The sequence below is a fragment of the Cellulomonas composti genome (assembly GCF_007990245.1).
Classification (GTDB): Bacteria; Actinomycetota; Actinomycetes; order Actinomycetales; family Cellulomonadaceae; genus Cellulomonas; species Cellulomonas composti.
Genome location: NZ_BJWG01000005.1, coordinates 16,278 through 30,759 on the forward strand (window position 1 = coordinate 16,278; position 14,482 = coordinate 30,759).

Below are 14,482 nucleotides of genomic sequence, written 5' to 3' on the forward strand. Positions count from 1 at the left end.
GTCAGAGCGTCACCCAGACCGCGGGGCCCGTCGTCCCGACGCTCACGCGGGACCCCTCGACACCTCCTGGCTTGTACGCCCGCACCCAGTACCCGGCGGCCGGCGGCGCGTCCCAGACCACCGTGTACCGGCCGTTGTCCCGGACCCGCCCGGACGCCTCCGTGCGCCAGGTACGTCCGACGAGCCGCTGCAGATGGACCGTGCGGTTGGCCGCCGCGTAGATCGAGGGTGCCGGCCAGGCGCTGCCGGTCAGCTCCACGTCTCCCCCGGACGTGGCGAAGCGAATGCTCGCCTGCCACTTCACGGGTGGCTCGAGTCGGCCCGTCGCGGCGACGGTGTAGTAGCGGCGCGCACCCGATCCCCAGCCCGCCAGCGTGCCGACGTAATGGGTCTCCTGCACGCCGTACGTCGGCAGGGTCAAGGCTCCCGACGACGAGGACCGCAGCCGGAACGCGTCGTCGTAGTCCGGCCACCATTCTGGAAGGACCACCGACAGGCTCCAGATCCACACGGGCACGTCGACGAAGCCGGGGTCCGTCGCGGCGGTCATGGCGCCCGCGACCGGCGTCCCGTCGTCGCGCCGCACGAGCCGCAGCGACGGTGTCCACCTCTCCCTGCCGTTGACGATCTTGACCGGTGCGTTGAGCACGCGGTACTGCCACGGCAGGCTCGGCGACCCGCTGACCACGACGCTCGGTCCGTTCGCGACGGGGATCTGGGTCGTGACGTCCGTCGCGTCGGTGATGGCGACGCTGATCACCCGGATCTTGCCCGTCGAGACGGACGTGACGTCGGCGGTCCCGACCCACGTGCCGGACGTCGCGGTCCCGCTCGTCCGATTGAGCTGGTCCCAGTACAGCTGCTTGCGCACGACGTTCGGCGGCGCGGTGGAGGTCGAGCTCACGACGCTCGCGACGGCGACCGGGTACGGCTGGGTCTCGAAGTTGAGCAGGCGGTCGGGCAGGCCGTCGGGGTCGGACAGCTCGAGCCGCAGCTCGAGGCGCGTCAGACCCCCGGGCATGCCCGGTCGCGTGTCGACGATCTTGATGCCGTCGAGCGTCGTCGGGGTGTCCGCAGCGGCGGCAACCGACGTAGGGGCGGAGGCCGCCCCCGCGGGAGCCCCGGCCCCGAGCGGCACCACGACCAGGAGCGCCGCGCACACGAGCCGGGCGGATCGCATCGTCGCGCGCGTACCCATGGCTGCTCCTCGTCGACGCGGACCTGGCATGCCCACCGTACGCCGTCCCGAGGTACCTCAGCCGAGCGCGACGACCTCGTCGCCGACCGCGATCGACCCGGTCGTCACCGGGATCAGCCGGATGCCGAACCACACCTTGCCGTCCTCGCGTCGGTGCCGTGCGAGCGTGCGCGTCGGCTCCTTCGTCGTGCGCAGCACGTCCAGGTCGACGGTCGTCATGACGCACCGGTCGCACCGCTCGCCGAAGCGCAGCTCGACGTCCCCGATCCGCACGCCGGCCCACGTGTCCTCGACGAACGGCTCGAGGTCGCCGTCGACGACGACGGTCGGCCGGAACCGCTCCATCGGCAGGGGCGGGTGGTCCTGCTCGTCGGCCAGCCAGGTGTTGAGCTGCGCGAGCGACGCGGTGGTGGTCAGGTGCACCGGACCCGCGTCCGCGAGGCTCAACGTGTCCCCCGGCGCGCCGCCGTGGTCCGGCGAGACCGAGCGGCGGCCGGGGTCGTCGAGCCAGACGAGCCGCACGTCGCGCCCGATCGCCTCGGTCAGCCAGGCGTCGGCCGGCGCACCCGCGGGTGTCGCGCTGCCGACGCGGTTCATCGAGACGCGCGTCGTCGGGAGGCCGCGCGGCTCGGGCACCCGCAGCGCGTCGAGCCCGTCGGCCGCCAGCACGAGCCCGTCGGCCTCCAGCGAGACCCGCACGCCGAGCATGCGCGGCACCTCGCGCGCCGTCACGGTGTCGCCGCCGGCGTCGACGACCATCCAGCGCCGGTCGCCCGCGAGCCCCTGCCGCTCGACCTCGACGCGGTCCACGGTGACGCCGCCGAGCGACTTCACCGGGTAGACGCTGAGCTGGGACAGCACGAGCGACGTCACGCGCTTCCCCCCGTCGACGAGCGCAGTCGCGCTCGGTGCACGACGAGTGGGCCCGGCCGGGTTCGAACCGACGACCCCCGCGGTGTAAGCGCGGTGCTCTGACCAGCTGAGCTACAGGCCCCTGCCGACACGCACGACGCCGCCTCGACGGTCGGACAGCCTACCGGCCCGCGCGGTGTCCCTCAGAGGGAGGCCAGCGCCTCGCGGTAGGCCGACAGCGGGCGGGCCTGGCCGCGCGGGTTCACGACGCTCCAGCGCAGCACGCCCTCGGCGTCGACGAGGAATGAGCCGCGCAGTGCGTGGCCGCTCGCCTCGTCGAAGACGCCGTAGGCGCGTGCGGCCTCGCCGTGCGGCCAGAAGTCCGAGAGCAGGTCGAACGCGTAGCCCTCCTTCTCGGCCCACGCGCGCAGCGCGAACTTGGGGTCGCACGAGATGACGGCCAGGTGCACGCCGGCCGCCTGGAACGCCTCGAGGTTGTCGCGCAGCTCGCACAGCTCGCCGGTGCACGTCCCGGAGAACGCGAACGGGACGAACACGAGCACGACGGGAGTCCCCCGGAGCCCGCTCAGCGAGACGGGCGTGCCGTGCGTGTCGTCGAGCGTGAAGTCCGGTGCCGGCTCGCCGACCTGCGGGCTCACTTGCCCCGACCCCGGCTCGCGAGCCGGGTCGCGGACCAGTCCGGGGCGATGGCGTAGGTGCCCATCGCGTGCAGGCCCGAGGTGGTGGCCGCCTCCTCGATGTCCGAGTGCGACACGTGGCCGTCGCGGCCCGCCTTCGGCGTCAGCACCCAGATGGGGCCGACGTCGTCGAGCGCCGACATCGCGTCCACGAGGTAGTCCGTGAGGTCGCCGTCGTCCTCCCGGAACCAGATGATGACCCCGTCCGTCACGTCGTCGTAGTCCTCGTCGACCAGGGACGTGCCCGTGGTCGCCTCGACCGCCGCGCGCAGCGCGTCGTCGACGTCGTCGTCGTAGCCGAACTCCTGGATCACCTGACCCGAGGTGAAACCCAGACGACCAATCGCCTGTCCGGCGGTGTCGTCCGTGCTGGAAGCCACGTCCCGACCGATCCCTTCCTCACGGCCGCCCACGGGCGACCTGCCGATGTCCGCACACCGTAGCCCACCGCACATGGCGCGGCCTGGCAAGACCAGGCCGGCGGACACGCCCGACGATCGCCCGGACGGACGTGCGCGAGCGCTTCGGAGCCGGTGCGCGCCCGGTGTCACGGACGTCACGTGACCCGATACGGCTCCCGGTGTGACTTTATGAGCCCGACAGTCCGAGAATGGGGCCGAACACCCGCATCGTCCGCGCGGCAGCATGCTGCGCTCGACGAGCCGGGCCGACGATGTGCGCCGAGGCCGCCAGGCCTCACGCGCGGACATAGAGCGAAGGAGCACCGGTGGCTTCGATCGAGGAGACGGGCCCGCTGATCGGCGGGCTGCTCAGCCAGGTACCGGACATCGACCCCGCCGAGACCGGTGAGTGGGTCGAGTCCCTCGACGGACTCATCGAGGACAAGGGCGGCCCCCGCGCGCGCTACGTGCTGATGAGCATGTTGCGGCACGCCCGGGAGCGCAACGTCGCGATCCCGGCGTCGCTCAACACGCCGTACGTCAACACCATCGCGGTGCACAACGAGCCGTACTTCCCGGGCGACGAGGTCCTCGAGCGGCGCTACCGCTCGTGGAACCGCTGGAACGCGGCCGTCATGGTGACCCGCGCGCAGCGTCCCGGCATCGGGGTCGGCGGACACATCTCGTCGTACGCGTCCGTGGCGACGCTCTACGAGGTGGGCCTCAACCACTTCTTCCGCGGCAAGGACCACCCCGGCGGCGGCGACCAGGTCTACTTCCAGGGCCACGCCTCCCCCGGCGTGTACTCGCGGGCGTACCTCGAGGGCCGGATGAGCGAGCACCAGCTCGACGGGTTCCGCCAGGAGCTGTCCCACCCCGGCGGCGGCCTGCCGTCCTACCCGCACCCGCGCCTCGCGCCGGGCCTGTGGGAGTTCCCGACCGTGTCGATGGGCCTGGGCCCGTCGGGCGCGATCTACCAGGCGTGGACCAACCGCTACTTGCACAACCGCGGGATCAAGGACACCGACCAGCAGGACGTCTGGGCGTTCCTGGGCGACGGCGAGATGGACGAGCCCGAGTCGCGCGGCCTGATCCACCTCGCGGCGCAGCAGAACCTCGACAACCTCACGTTCGTCGTGAACTGCAACCTGCAGCGCCTCGACGGCCCGGTCCGCGGCAACGGCAAGATCATCCAGGAGCTCGAGGCCGAGTTCCGCGGCGCCGGCTGGAACGTCATCAAGGTCATCTGGGGCCGCGAGTGGGACGTCCTGCTCAACGCCGACAAGGACCGCGCACTCGTCCACCTCATGAACGTCACGCCCGACGGCGACTACCAGACGTACCGCGCCGAGAACGGCGCGTTCATCCGCGAGCACTTCTTCGGGCGCGACCCGCGTACCAAGAAGCTCGTGGAGAACATGACCGACGACGAGATCTGGGCGCTCAAGCGCGGCGGCCACGACTACCGCAAGATCTACGCGGCCTACAAGTCCGCGCGCGAGCACACCGGCGCGCCGACGGTCATCCTGGCGCACACGATCAAGGGCTACGGCCTGGGCTCGGGCTTCGCGGGCCGCAACGCGACCCACCAGATGAAGAAGCTCAAGATCGACGACCTCAAGACGCTGCGCGACACGTTGCACATCCCGTTCACGGACGCGCAGCTCGAGGAGAACCCGTACCTGCCGCCGTACTACCACCCGGGCTTCGAGGACGAGTCGATCCAGTACATGCTCGAGCGCCGACGCCAGCTCGGCGGGTTCGTCCCCGAGCGCCGCACCGCGCACCGCGAGCTCGTCCTGCCCGAGGCGAAGTACTACGAAGGCCTCGCGAAGGGTTCGGGCCACCAGGAGGTCGCCACGACGATGGCGCTCGTGCGCCTCTTCAAGGACCTCCTCAAGGACAAGGAGTTCGGCCACCGCCTGGTGCCGATCATCCCCGACGAGGCGCGCACGTTCGGCCTGGACGCGATCTTCCCGAGCGCGAAGATCTTCAACACCGTGGGCCAGCACTACCTCGCGGTCGACCGCGAGCTCATGCTGAGCTACAAGGAGTCCGAGACCGGGCAGATCATGCACACCGGCATCAACGAGGCCGGTTCCGCGTCCGCGTTCCAGGCCGTCGGCACGTCGTACGCGACGCACGGCGAACCCCTGGTGCCGTTCTACTTCTACTACTCGATGTTCGGCTTCCAGCGCACGGGCGACCAGTTCTGGGCGGCCGGCGACCAGATGGCGCGCGGCTTCCTCATCGGCGCGACCGCGGGCCGCACGACGCTGACCGGCGAGGGCCTGCAGCACGCCGACGGTCACTCGCCGCTGCTCGCTCAGACGATGCCGCACGTCGTGCACTACGACCCGGCGTACGGCTACGAGATCCGGCACATCGTCAAGGACGGCATCGAGCGCATGTACGCGCCCGACAACGGCGGCCGCGACCGTGACGTCATCTACTACCTCACGGTCTACAACGAGCCGATCGTGCAGCCGGCCGAGCCCGAGGGCGTCGACGTCGAGGGCATCCTGCGCGGCATCCACCTGCTCGCCCCCGCGGAGGGCGACGGGCCGCGCGCCCAGATCCTCGCGTCGGGTGTCGCGGTGGCGTGGGCGCTCGAGGCCCGTCAGCTGCTGGCCGACGACTGGGGCGTCCGCGCCGCGGTCTGGTCCGTCACGTCCTGGAACGAGCTGCGCCGGGACGGTCTCGCGGCCGACGAGCAGGCGTTCCTGCACCCCGGCGAGCCCGAGCGCGTGGCGTACCTGACGAGCAAGCTCGCGGGCGCCGAGGGTCCGTTCGTCGCGACGACGGACTACAACCACCTGGTGGCCGATCAGGTCCGCCAGTGGGTGCCCGGCCAGTACGCGACGCTCGGTGCCGACGGCTTCGGGTTCTCCGACACCCGCGCCGCCGCCCGCCGGCACTTCAAGATCGACGGCCCGTCGACCGCGGTGCGCGTGCTGCAGCAGCTCGCGCGCGCTGGTGCGGTCGCGCCCGACGTGCCCGCTCAGGCGATCGAGCGCTACCGGCTCCACGACGTCAACGCCGGCACCTCCGGCAACACAGGCGGCGACAGCTAACCCCACCTCCCCCCTTCCGCCCCGTGCACCCGTCGGTGCAGGGATGGATGCAGAGTCCAGCGGGTGCACCCGCCGGCACCTGCACCCATGCCTGCACCGACGGGCCCGCCCGGCGTGGATGGGCCTGCCCGGCGTGGATGGGCCTGCCCGGCGTGGATGGGCCTGCCCGGCGTGGACGGGCCTGCCCGGTGTGGGTGCGCCCGGTGCGGGTCAGCGGTGTGGGTGGTTGGCGGTGCGTCGCAGCTCACCTTCCGGGCCGTGGCTGCAGGGATGGATGCAGAGTCCGGCGGGTGCACCCGCCGACACCTGCACCCATGCCTGCACCGACGGGAGCTGACGGGAGCTGCGGGGGCGGGTGGGGCGGCGGGGGGTCGGTCAGGTGCCGGGGATCGACTGTTCGGCCTCGGCGAGCGTGCGCACCAGTTCCTCGCGCAGCGGGGCGACCGCCTTGCGGTCGGGGTGCAGGTCGAGAGCGGCGATGTGCTGCTTGGCCTCGAGCGGCCGGCCGGCCTCGATCGAGGCGAGCACGAGCTCGCGCGCGACCTCCGGCACGTGCTCGCGCGGGCGCCAGTGGCCGACGCCGAGCCCGAGCGCCTCGACCGGCTGACCCGCCGACCGCAGCAGCGCGAGCCCCGCGACGAGAGCCTGGCCCGACGGGTCGCGCTCGGCCGCGGTCGTCAGACGACGCAGCGTGCCCTCGTGGTCGTCGCGCACCGAGAGCCGAGCGACCTCGATGAGCGGGTACCACGCGCGCGGGTTGCCCGCGAGCTCCTCGCCGAGCGCCCAGACCGCGAGGTCAGCAGCCCTCTGGCGCTCGACCTCGTCCTGGGGGGCGGTGAGCGGGTCGCCGTCCGGACCGGTCTCGGCGGCGCGCCTGCGCACGATCTCGGCGAGCGCCATGAACGCGCGTTCGTTGTTCGGATCGTCGCTCAGCATCGAGCGCAAGGCGTCCTCGTGGAGCGTGTCGCCGCGGCGCGCCGACGAGGTGGGACGCCGTGCGCCGACGGTCGACGCCGAGGACGGTCGGCGCATGAGCTGGCGTAGTCGTGGCAGAAGAGCCATGCAGCGACCCTAGCCTCTGCACGCCGCACCTACAGGCCGGACGGTCGTCCGACAGCCCGCCGGGACGCTCGCGAGCCAGGCTCCGGATTGTCGACTTCCCACAACTGCCGTCCTATGCTCGCCCCATGGCGACCACGTCGGGGACGACCCCCGCCCCCGCGTCCGGGATGACCGTCGGACGCGCCGAGGCCCAGTCGTCGACGGCACGGTCCACCTCACGTCCGACCGCACGTTCGGCCGAGCGAGGCGCCTCGTCCGAGACCCAGCGTCGGGTGCGTGAGGGCGCGGGCCTGCTCGCCGCGGCTGCCATGCGCCGCCTCGACGCCGACCTGGAGTGGTACCGCGCGCTGCCGGCGGAGGAGCGCTCGTGGGTCGGCATGGTCGCCCAGGCCGGCATCTCGGCCTTCATCGCCTGGTTCGCGGACTCGACGCGCCCGCCGCACGGTGTGGGCGACATCTTCGCGGGCGCGCCGCCCGAGCTGACGCGCTCGATCTCGTTGCAGCACACGCTTCACCTGGTGCGCGTCGTCGTCGACGTCGTCGAGTCCAACGCGGACCGGCTGGCCGCGCCGGGCGACGAGCGCGAGCTGCGCGAGGCGGTCCTGCTGTACTCGCGTGAGGTGGCGTTCTCCGCGGCTGAGGTCTACGCACGTGCCGCGGAGGTCCGCGGCGCCTGGGACGCCCGGCTCGAGGCGCTCGTCGTGGACGCGCTGGTCCGCGGCGACGTCGACGACTCGATGCGCTCGCGCGTCGCGGCGCTGGGCTGGAGCGGTCGCGGCTCCGCGCTCGTGCTCGTCGGGACGTCGAGCGCGCCGTACGACGAGGTCCGGGCGGCCGAGCTGCGGCGCGCCACGCGCCGGGCCTCCGACGACGCGCTCGTCGGGATCCACGGCGAGCGCCTCGTCGTGTTCCTCGGCGGCGTCGGCGACCTCACGGCGGCCGCGCACACCCTGGTCCCCCGCTTCGGGCCCGGTCCGGTGGTCATCGGGCCGGTCGTCTCCGGGATCGCGGAGACCGCCCGATCGGTGCGCGCCGCGATCGCGGGTCTGCAGGCCTGCGCGGCCTGGCCGCAGGCGCCGCGACCGGTGCTGGCCGACGACCTGCTCCCCGAGCGTGTGCTCGTCGGCGACGCGCTGGCCCGCCGCACGCTCGTCGCCCAGGCGTACGAGCCGCTCGCCGCGAGCCAGGGGGCACTGCTCGACACGCTGTCCGCCTACCTGGGCGCGGGCCGTTCGCTCGAGGCCGCCGCACGCGGGCTGTTCGTGCACCCGAACACCGTGCGGTACCGCCTCAAGCGCGTCGCGGACGTGACCGGCTGGGACCCGCTCGACCCGCGCGAGTCCTACGTGCTGCAGACGGCGCTGGCTGTCGGACGCCTGGACGCCCGTCCGCGGGCCTGAGATCGGGCGCGCGTCTTTGTAGGACACGCACAAGGTGCCTGACGAACCTTGGTACCCGGCGCGACCGGGTCGCGTGGCGCCCGGCGGGCAGAGTTGACGCGTGCTCGTCGTCGTCTGCCCCGGTCAGGGTGCCCAGTCCCCCGGCATGCTCGCCCCCTGGCTCGAGCTGCCCGCCGTCGCGGCGAGCCTCGAGCGCGCGGCCGCTGTCACCGGCATCGACCTGGTGGCGCACGGCACCACGTCGGACGCCGACACGATCCGGGACACCGCGGTCGCCCAGCCGCTGCTCGTCGCGTCCGCGCTCGCAAGCCTGCGCGCGGTCCTGGGCACCGACGGCCCGCTCGACGTCACCGGCCAGACGGACGCGGTCGCAGGCCACTCCGTCGGCGAGCTCGCCGCGGCCGCGATCGCCGGCGTCCTGACCGAGGACGACGCGCTGCGCCTCGTCGCGGTGCGCGGTGCGGCGATGGCCCGGGCCGCGGCCACCACACCGACCGGCATGTGCGCCGTGCTCGGCGGCGACCCCGACGAGGTCGCGACGACGCTCGCCGCGCACCGGCTCGTCGCCGCGAACGTCAACGGCGGCGGCCAGGTCGTCGCCGCCGGCACGCTCGAGGCGATCGCGGCGTTCGCCGCCGCACCGCCGGCGCGGGCCCGCGTCGTGCCGCTGCAGGTCGCCGGGGCGTTCCACACCGAGCACATGGCGCCCGCGGTCGCCGAGCTGCGCGCAGCCGCCGCGGCTGTCGCACCGGTCGACCCGGCCGTCGCGCTCCTGACGAACTCCGACGGCTCCGTCGTGCAGTCCGGCGCCCGTGCGCTCGAGCTGATCGTCGCGCAGGTGGCGCACCCGGTTCGCTGGGACCTGTGCCAGGCCACCCTCGTCGGACTCGGTGTGACGGGTCTGCTCGAGCTCGCCCCCGGAGGTGTGCTCACGGGACTCGCCCGGCGTACGCTGCCCGGGGTCGAGACGGTCGCCGTCAAGACCCCCGCCGACCTGGACGCGGCCCGCGACCTCGTGAGCCGCCACGCCGGTACCCGCACCCCGAGCCAGCAGGAGCAGCCCTCGTGACGCGTCCAACCCTCGCGCAGTCCACCGGCCCCGCGTTCACGCGGATCCTCGGCCTCGGCGCCGTCCGCGGCGAGAACCTCGTCCCGAACGACGACCTCGTCGGCCCGATCGAGTCCTCCGACGAGTGGATCCGCCAGCGCACCGGCATCGTCACGCGCACGCGCGCCGGCGCCGGGACGGACGTGCTCGACCTGGCCGAGGTCGCCGCGAAGCGAGCGCTCGAGTCGGCGGGGCTCACGGGTGCCGACATCGACGCGGTGATCCTCTCGACGGTCACCTACTTCCACCAGACGCCCGCCGGGGCCGCGATCATCGCGGACCGCATCGGCGCGACGCCCGCCGCGGCGTTCGACATCTCGGCCGCGTGCGCGGGCTACTGCTACGGGATCGGCCAGGCGGACGCGCTAGTGCGCGCCGGCACCGCCCGCAACGTCCTGGTCATCGGCGCGGAGAAGATGAGCGACTTCGTCGACCCGACGGACCGCAGCATCTCGTTCCTGCTCGGCGACGGCGCGGGCGCGGTCGTCGTCGGACCGTCGGACACGCCCGGCATCGGCCCGACGGTCTGGGGCTCGGACGGCGGTCAGTCGCAGGCGATCCGCCAGACGCACTCGTGGCAGGCCGCCACCGACGAGGGCCTCGGCTGGCCGACGCTGCGCCAGGAGGGCCAGTCGGTCTTCAAGTGGGCCGTCTGGCAGATGGCCCCCGTCGCGCAGAAGGCGCTCGACGCCGCGGGGATCACGGCCGACCAGCTCGACGCGTTCATCCCCCACCAGGCGAACATGCGGATCATCGACCAGATGATCAAGCAGCTCAAGCTGCCCGAGTCGGTGGTGGTCGCACGCGACATCGCCGACACCGGCAACACCTCTGCCGCGTCGATCCCGCTCGCCACCGAGCGTCTGATCCGCGAGGGTCAGGTCTCCTCCGGGGCGCTCGCGCTGCAGATCGGCTTCGGCGCCGGCCTCGTGTACGCCGCGCAGGTCGTCGTCCTGCCCTGAGTCCCGGTCAGCCGCCCGGGCTGTACCGTTCCGTCCGACCCGTTCCCAACCCAAGGAGCAACCCGATGGCTTACACCGAGCAGGAGATCCTCTCCGGCCTGGCCGAGATCGTCGCCGAGGAGACCGGCCTGCCGGCCGACGCCGTGCAGCTCGACAAGTCCTTCACGGACGACCTCGACATCGACTCGCTGTCGATGATGACGATCGTCACCCTCGCCGAGGAGAAGTTCGACGTGCGCATCCCCGACGACGAGGTCAAGAACCTCGCGACCGTCGGCGACGCCGTGACCTTCATCGCCGGTTCGCAGGCCTGAGCACCACCCGCCGCCGGCCGGTCCGTCCGCAGCGCCCAGCGCTCGACGGACCAGCCGGCGGAACACCGTCGCACCACCTCACGACCAGGAGCATCAGATGAGCCACCCCACGGACGTCGTCGTCACCGGACTTGGTGCCACCACGCCGCTCGGTGGCGACGTCCGCAGCACCTGGGCCGCAGCGCTCGCCGGCGAGTCCGGCGCGCGCCGGTTCGAGAACGACTGGGTCGAGAAGCACGGGCTGCCCGTCGAGTTCGCAGCCATGCTCAAGGTCAAGGCGGAAGACGTCCTGACCCGACCCGAGCTCAAGCGCATGGACCCGTCCGCGCAGTACGCGATCATCGCGGCGCGCGAGGCCTGGGCCGACGCGGGCTCCCCGGAGGTGGACGGCGACCGGCTCGGCACCGTCGTCTCGTCGGGCATCGGCGGCATCATCACCACGCTCGACTCCTGGGACACCATGCACGAGAAGGGCGCGCGTCGCGTCCTGCCGATGACCGTCCCCATGCTCATGCCGAACTCCCCCGTGGCGTACGTGTCGCTCGAGTTCGGTGCCCGCGCCGGCGCCCACGCGCTGGTCTCGGCGTGCGCGTCCGGCGCCGAGGCGATCGGCTACGCGGTCGACATGATCCGCGCGGGCCGCGCCGACATCGTCATCGCGGGCGGCAGCGAGGCGACCATCCACCCGATGCCGATCGGCGCGTTCGCGGCGTCGCGCACCCTCTCGCTGCGCAACGACGACCCCGAGCACGCCTCGCGGCCCTACGACGTCGACCGCGACGGCTTCGTCATCGGCGAGGGCTCGGGGATCGTCGTGCTCGAGAGCGCCGAGCACGCCGCAGCGCGCGGCGCCCGCGTGTACGCCCGGATCGCCGGCCTCGGCCTGTCCGCGGACGGCTACCACATCACGTCCCCCGAGCCGAGCGGCGACGGCCAGATCCGCGCGATGCGCTCGGCCCTGAAGGACTCCGGGATCGCGGCCGAGGAGATCGTGCACGTCAACGCGCACGCGACGTCGACCGTCGTCGGCGACCTCATCGAGGCCCGCTCGATCCGTGGCGTCCTCGGCGACGACGCGGACCACGTCGCGCTCTCGGCGACGAAGTCGATGACCGGTCACCTGCTCGGTGGCGCGGGCGCGCTCGAGACGATCTTCACGGTGCTCGCGCTGCACGACCGGCTCGCACCGCCGACGATCAACGTCGAGACCCCCGACCCGGAGCTCGTCCTCGACCTCGTGCGCGACACCCCGCGTGCGCTGCCGGGTGGCGAGATCGCCGCCATCAACAACTCGTTCGGCTTCGGCGGGCACAACGTCGCTCTGGTCGTCACCTCGGTCTGAGGCGTCGAGCCCGCTGAGCCGACGCCCGGCGAACGCTCAGCCGACGCGGTGCAACCACCGCACGGGTGCGCCGGCGCCCGCGTAGCGGAACGGTTCGAGCTCGTCGTCCCACGCCTGCCCGAGCGCAAGGTCCAACTCGGTGCGCAGCCGCTCGGGGTCGCCCGCGTGCACCAGCGCCGCGCGGATGCGGTCCTCGGGCACCACGACGTTGCCGTGCACGTCCGTGGCGGCGTGGAAGATGCCGAGCTCGGGCGTGTGGCTCCAGCGCGAGCCGTCCGTACCGTGGCTCGCCTCCTCGGTGACCTCGTAGCGCAGGTGCGCCCAGCCGCGCAGGGCCGATGCGAGCCGCGCACCGGTCCCCGGCACGCCCTGCCAGGAGTACTCGGCGCGGAAGAACGCCGGGCCGGCCGGCTGCTCGGTCCAGTCCATGGCGACGCGCTGACCCGTCACGTTGCCGGCCGCCCACTCGACGTGGGGGCACAGCGCCCGGGGTGCTGAGTGCACGAAAAGCACACCGCGGGTGATCGCACCTGACATGGGGTCCTCCGTAGCGGCTCGAGGTTCGTCTTCCCCAACGTCCTCGGCCCGCCCGCGAACAACTCCCGGTACACGCGGCGTACGCGCCCAGCATGCCCGACGAGGGGCCGCCGCGCCAAGCCCCGACCGGCGTGCCGCCTACAGCTGTTCGCGGATCGCGCGCATCGCCTTCTTGCGCACGGACCGCTCGAGGCGGTCGAGGTAGAGCATGCCGTCGAGATGATCCACCTCGTGCTGCAGGCACCGCGCCATCAGCTCGGTGCCTTCCACGACGACCTCGTTGCCGTCGAGGTCCGTGCCGACCACCCGCGCGTACCAGGCGCGCCGCGTCGGGTACCACAGTCCCGGCACCGACAAGCAGCCCTCGTCACCGTCCTGGTACTCGTCCTCGGACAGCTCGACGATGCGGGGGTTGAGCACGTAGCCGATCTCGTCGTCGATGTTCCACGAGAACGCCCGCAGCCCGACGCCGATCTGGTTCGCGGCGAGCCCTGCCCGACCGTCGTGGTCGACCGTTTCCACAAGGTCGTCGACGAGGGAACGCACCCGGTCGTCGATCGTCGTGATCGGGTCGCACGGGGTCCGCAGCACGGGGTCGCCGACGGTCCGGATCTCTCGCATCGCCATGCGTGAATCCTCGCACGTGCGTCACTCGCGCCTCGTGCACCGTCCGCCTGATGTGCAGGCCGACGATGCCGCCCGACCTGCCTCCAGACAGCAGAAGAGCCGGCGACGGTTGCTCGTCGCCGGCTCCTCCGAAGCCTTGCTCGCGGGCCGTGGCCCGCGGTGTCACTGTGCGGGCCGTGGCCCGCGGTGTCACTCCCCGACGCGCTGCTGCGGAACGCCCTGCAGAAGCTGCCGGACCTCTGCCTCGTGGAAGCGGCGGTGCCCGCCGAGCGTCCGGACGGCCGAGAGCTTGCCGGCCTGGGCCCAACGCGTCACCGTCTTGGGGTCGACGCGGAAGAGCACCGCGACCTCGCCGGGGGTGAGGAGAGCGCCCTGCGAGAGCGGGGACTCGGTGTTGCTGGTGGTGATCGCCATGATCGGCTCCTGTCGTTCGGTAGCTCGGCTGACCGCGTGGGTCCCGTGGCTTTGCGTCCCCCCCTTGCAGGGGGTTTGCCGTTGTCGCTGACAACAGGAACTATGCCCGAAACTGGACACCTGTGCAAGACCGATTCGTCCGAGATTCACGCGCATTCGGGTGAAACTTCTCCGGGCGAAGCCGGACGGATCGGGCACGAAACCCCGTGGATCCGGACATCGGTCCAGTTCACACGGCTGGACGCTTCTCCGAATCAACCGTCACCCCGACGGGTGACGGTGACCGCGAGTGACGACGAAGCGACGGACATCACACGCCCGGGGCGCTCCGGACGGGTACCGACACCGTCCGCGCAAGGGTGGTGGGGCAGGTGGGGCTTGAACCCACGACCCACGGATTATGAGTCCGCTGCTCTGACCGGCTGAGCTACTGCCCCGAGGCGTCGCCCAGGCTACCGGGCGCACCTCGCCCGGGACGTCTGGCACGCTCGTC

General features: G+C 72.5%; 14 protein-coding genes, 2 tRNA genes and 1 riboswitch. Of the genes, 6 read left to right on the forward strand and 10 right to left on the reverse strand.

Annotation, left to right across the window (positions count from 1 at the left end; translation table 11 throughout):
• Window position 1 precedes the first annotated feature (1 nt).
• The 5 genes from CCO02nite_RS06720 to CCO02nite_RS06740 all read right to left on the reverse strand — a co-directional run bounded on the left by CCO02nite_RS06720 (window position 2) and on the right by CCO02nite_RS06740 (window position 3,128).
• Window positions 2–1,198, reverse strand: coding sequence for a hypothetical protein (locus CCO02nite_RS06720; protein ID WP_146842373.1), 1,197 nt, complete (start codon window positions 1,196–1,198; stop codon window positions 2–4).
• A 57-nt stretch (window positions 1,199–1,255) separates the two neighbouring features.
• On the reverse strand, window positions 1,256–2,071 hold the full coding sequence (locus tag CCO02nite_RS06725) for an MOSC domain-containing protein (RefSeq protein WP_146842374.1): 816 nt from the start codon (window positions 2,069–2,071) through the stop codon (window positions 1,256–1,258).
• A gap of 47 nt (window positions 2,072–2,118) precedes the next feature.
• Window positions 2,119–2,192 (reverse strand) — tRNA-Val (locus CCO02nite_RS06730).
• Window positions 2,193–2,253: 61 nt separating this feature from the next.
• Window positions 2,254–2,709: a peroxiredoxin gene (locus tag CCO02nite_RS06735; protein WP_146842375.1), complete on the reverse strand. Its 456-nt coding sequence runs from the start codon at window positions 2,707–2,709 to the stop codon at window positions 2,254–2,256.
• Window positions 2,706–3,128 (reverse strand): DUF3052 domain-containing protein, encoded by a 423-nt coding sequence (locus CCO02nite_RS06740; protein WP_146842376.1) that lies wholly within the window; start codon window positions 3,126–3,128, stop codon window positions 2,706–2,708. Before CCO02nite_RS06740 ends, CCO02nite_RS06735 begins: the two co-directional genes overlap by 4 nt.
• A 347-nt stretch (window positions 3,129–3,475) precedes the next feature.
• Here CCO02nite_RS06740 and aceE point away from each other — a divergent pair, with 347 nt between their 5' ends.
• A complete protein-coding gene (gene aceE, locus CCO02nite_RS06745; RefSeq protein WP_146842377.1) occupies window positions 3,476–6,223 on the forward strand; it encodes a pyruvate dehydrogenase (acetyl-transferring), homodimeric type in 2,748 nt (915 codons plus the stop codon).
• A gap of 375 nt (window positions 6,224–6,598) precedes the next feature.
• Here the strand turns inward: aceE and CCO02nite_RS06750 are convergent, their stop codons facing one another.
• Complete coding sequence (locus CCO02nite_RS06750) at window positions 6,599–7,285, reverse strand: hypothetical protein (RefSeq protein WP_186812603.1); 687 nt, start codon at window positions 7,283–7,285, stop codon at window positions 6,599–6,601.
• Window positions 7,286–7,410: 125 nt separating this feature from the next.
• Between CCO02nite_RS06750 and CCO02nite_RS06755 the strand changes: the two genes are divergently transcribed.
• The 5 genes from CCO02nite_RS06755 to fabF all read left to right on the forward strand — a co-directional run bounded on the left by CCO02nite_RS06755 (window position 7,411) and on the right by fabF (window position 12,411).
• Window positions 7,411–8,685 carry a PucR family transcriptional regulator gene (locus CCO02nite_RS06755; RefSeq protein ID WP_371862490.1) on the forward strand — a complete coding sequence of 425 codons (1,275 nt, stop codon included), beginning with the start codon at window positions 7,411–7,413 and terminating at the stop codon, window positions 8,683–8,685.
• 100 nt (window positions 8,686–8,785) lie between these two features.
• Window positions 8,786–9,754 (forward strand): ACP S-malonyltransferase, encoded by a 969-nt coding sequence (locus CCO02nite_RS06760; protein ID WP_146842378.1) that lies wholly within the window; start codon window positions 8,786–8,788, stop codon window positions 9,752–9,754.
• Entirely contained in the window at window positions 9,751–10,755 is a 1,005-nt protein-coding gene (locus tag CCO02nite_RS06765; protein WP_146842379.1) for a beta-ketoacyl-ACP synthase III, read from the forward strand. Before CCO02nite_RS06760 ends, CCO02nite_RS06765 begins: the two co-directional genes overlap by 4 nt.
• Before the next feature lie 65 nt (window positions 10,756–10,820).
• Window positions 10,821–11,069, forward strand: a complete 249-nt coding sequence (locus CCO02nite_RS06770) for an acyl carrier protein (protein WP_146842380.1) — start codon at window positions 10,821–10,823, stop codon at window positions 11,067–11,069.
• Between the two features lie 97 nt (window positions 11,070–11,166).
• Window positions 11,167–12,411 (forward strand): beta-ketoacyl-ACP synthase II, encoded by a 1,245-nt coding sequence (fabF, locus tag CCO02nite_RS06775; protein ID WP_146842381.1) that lies wholly within the window; start codon window positions 11,167–11,169, stop codon window positions 12,409–12,411.
• A 36-nt stretch (window positions 12,412–12,447) separates the two neighbouring features.
• On the opposite strand, the gene CCO02nite_RS06780 is transcribed toward fabF, so the two are convergent.
• The 4 genes from CCO02nite_RS06780 to CCO02nite_RS06795 all read right to left on the reverse strand — a co-directional run bounded on the left by CCO02nite_RS06780 (window position 12,448) and on the right by CCO02nite_RS06795 (window position 14,426).
• Window positions 12,448–12,948 (reverse strand): DUF3145 domain-containing protein, encoded by a 501-nt coding sequence (locus tag CCO02nite_RS06780; RefSeq protein WP_146842382.1) that lies wholly within the window; start codon window positions 12,946–12,948, stop codon window positions 12,448–12,450.
• 138 nt (window positions 12,949–13,086) lie between these two features.
• Window positions 13,087–13,575 carry a peptide deformylase gene (def, locus tag CCO02nite_RS06785; RefSeq protein ID WP_146842383.1) on the reverse strand — a complete coding sequence of 163 codons (489 nt, stop codon included), beginning with the start codon at window positions 13,573–13,575 and terminating at the stop codon, window positions 13,087–13,089.
• A gap of 189 nt (window positions 13,576–13,764) precedes the next feature.
• Window positions 13,765–13,989 (reverse strand): BldC family transcriptional regulator, encoded by a 225-nt coding sequence (locus CCO02nite_RS06790; RefSeq protein ID WP_146842384.1) that lies wholly within the window; start codon window positions 13,987–13,989, stop codon window positions 13,765–13,767.
• 15 nt (window positions 13,990–14,004) lie between these two features.
• A riboswitch (cyclic di-GMP riboswitch) is annotated at window positions 14,005–14,079 on the reverse strand.
• 270 nt (window positions 14,080–14,349) lie between these two features.
• Window positions 14,350–14,426, reverse strand: a tRNA-Ile gene (locus CCO02nite_RS06795).
• Window positions 14,427–14,482 lie beyond the last annotated feature (56 nt).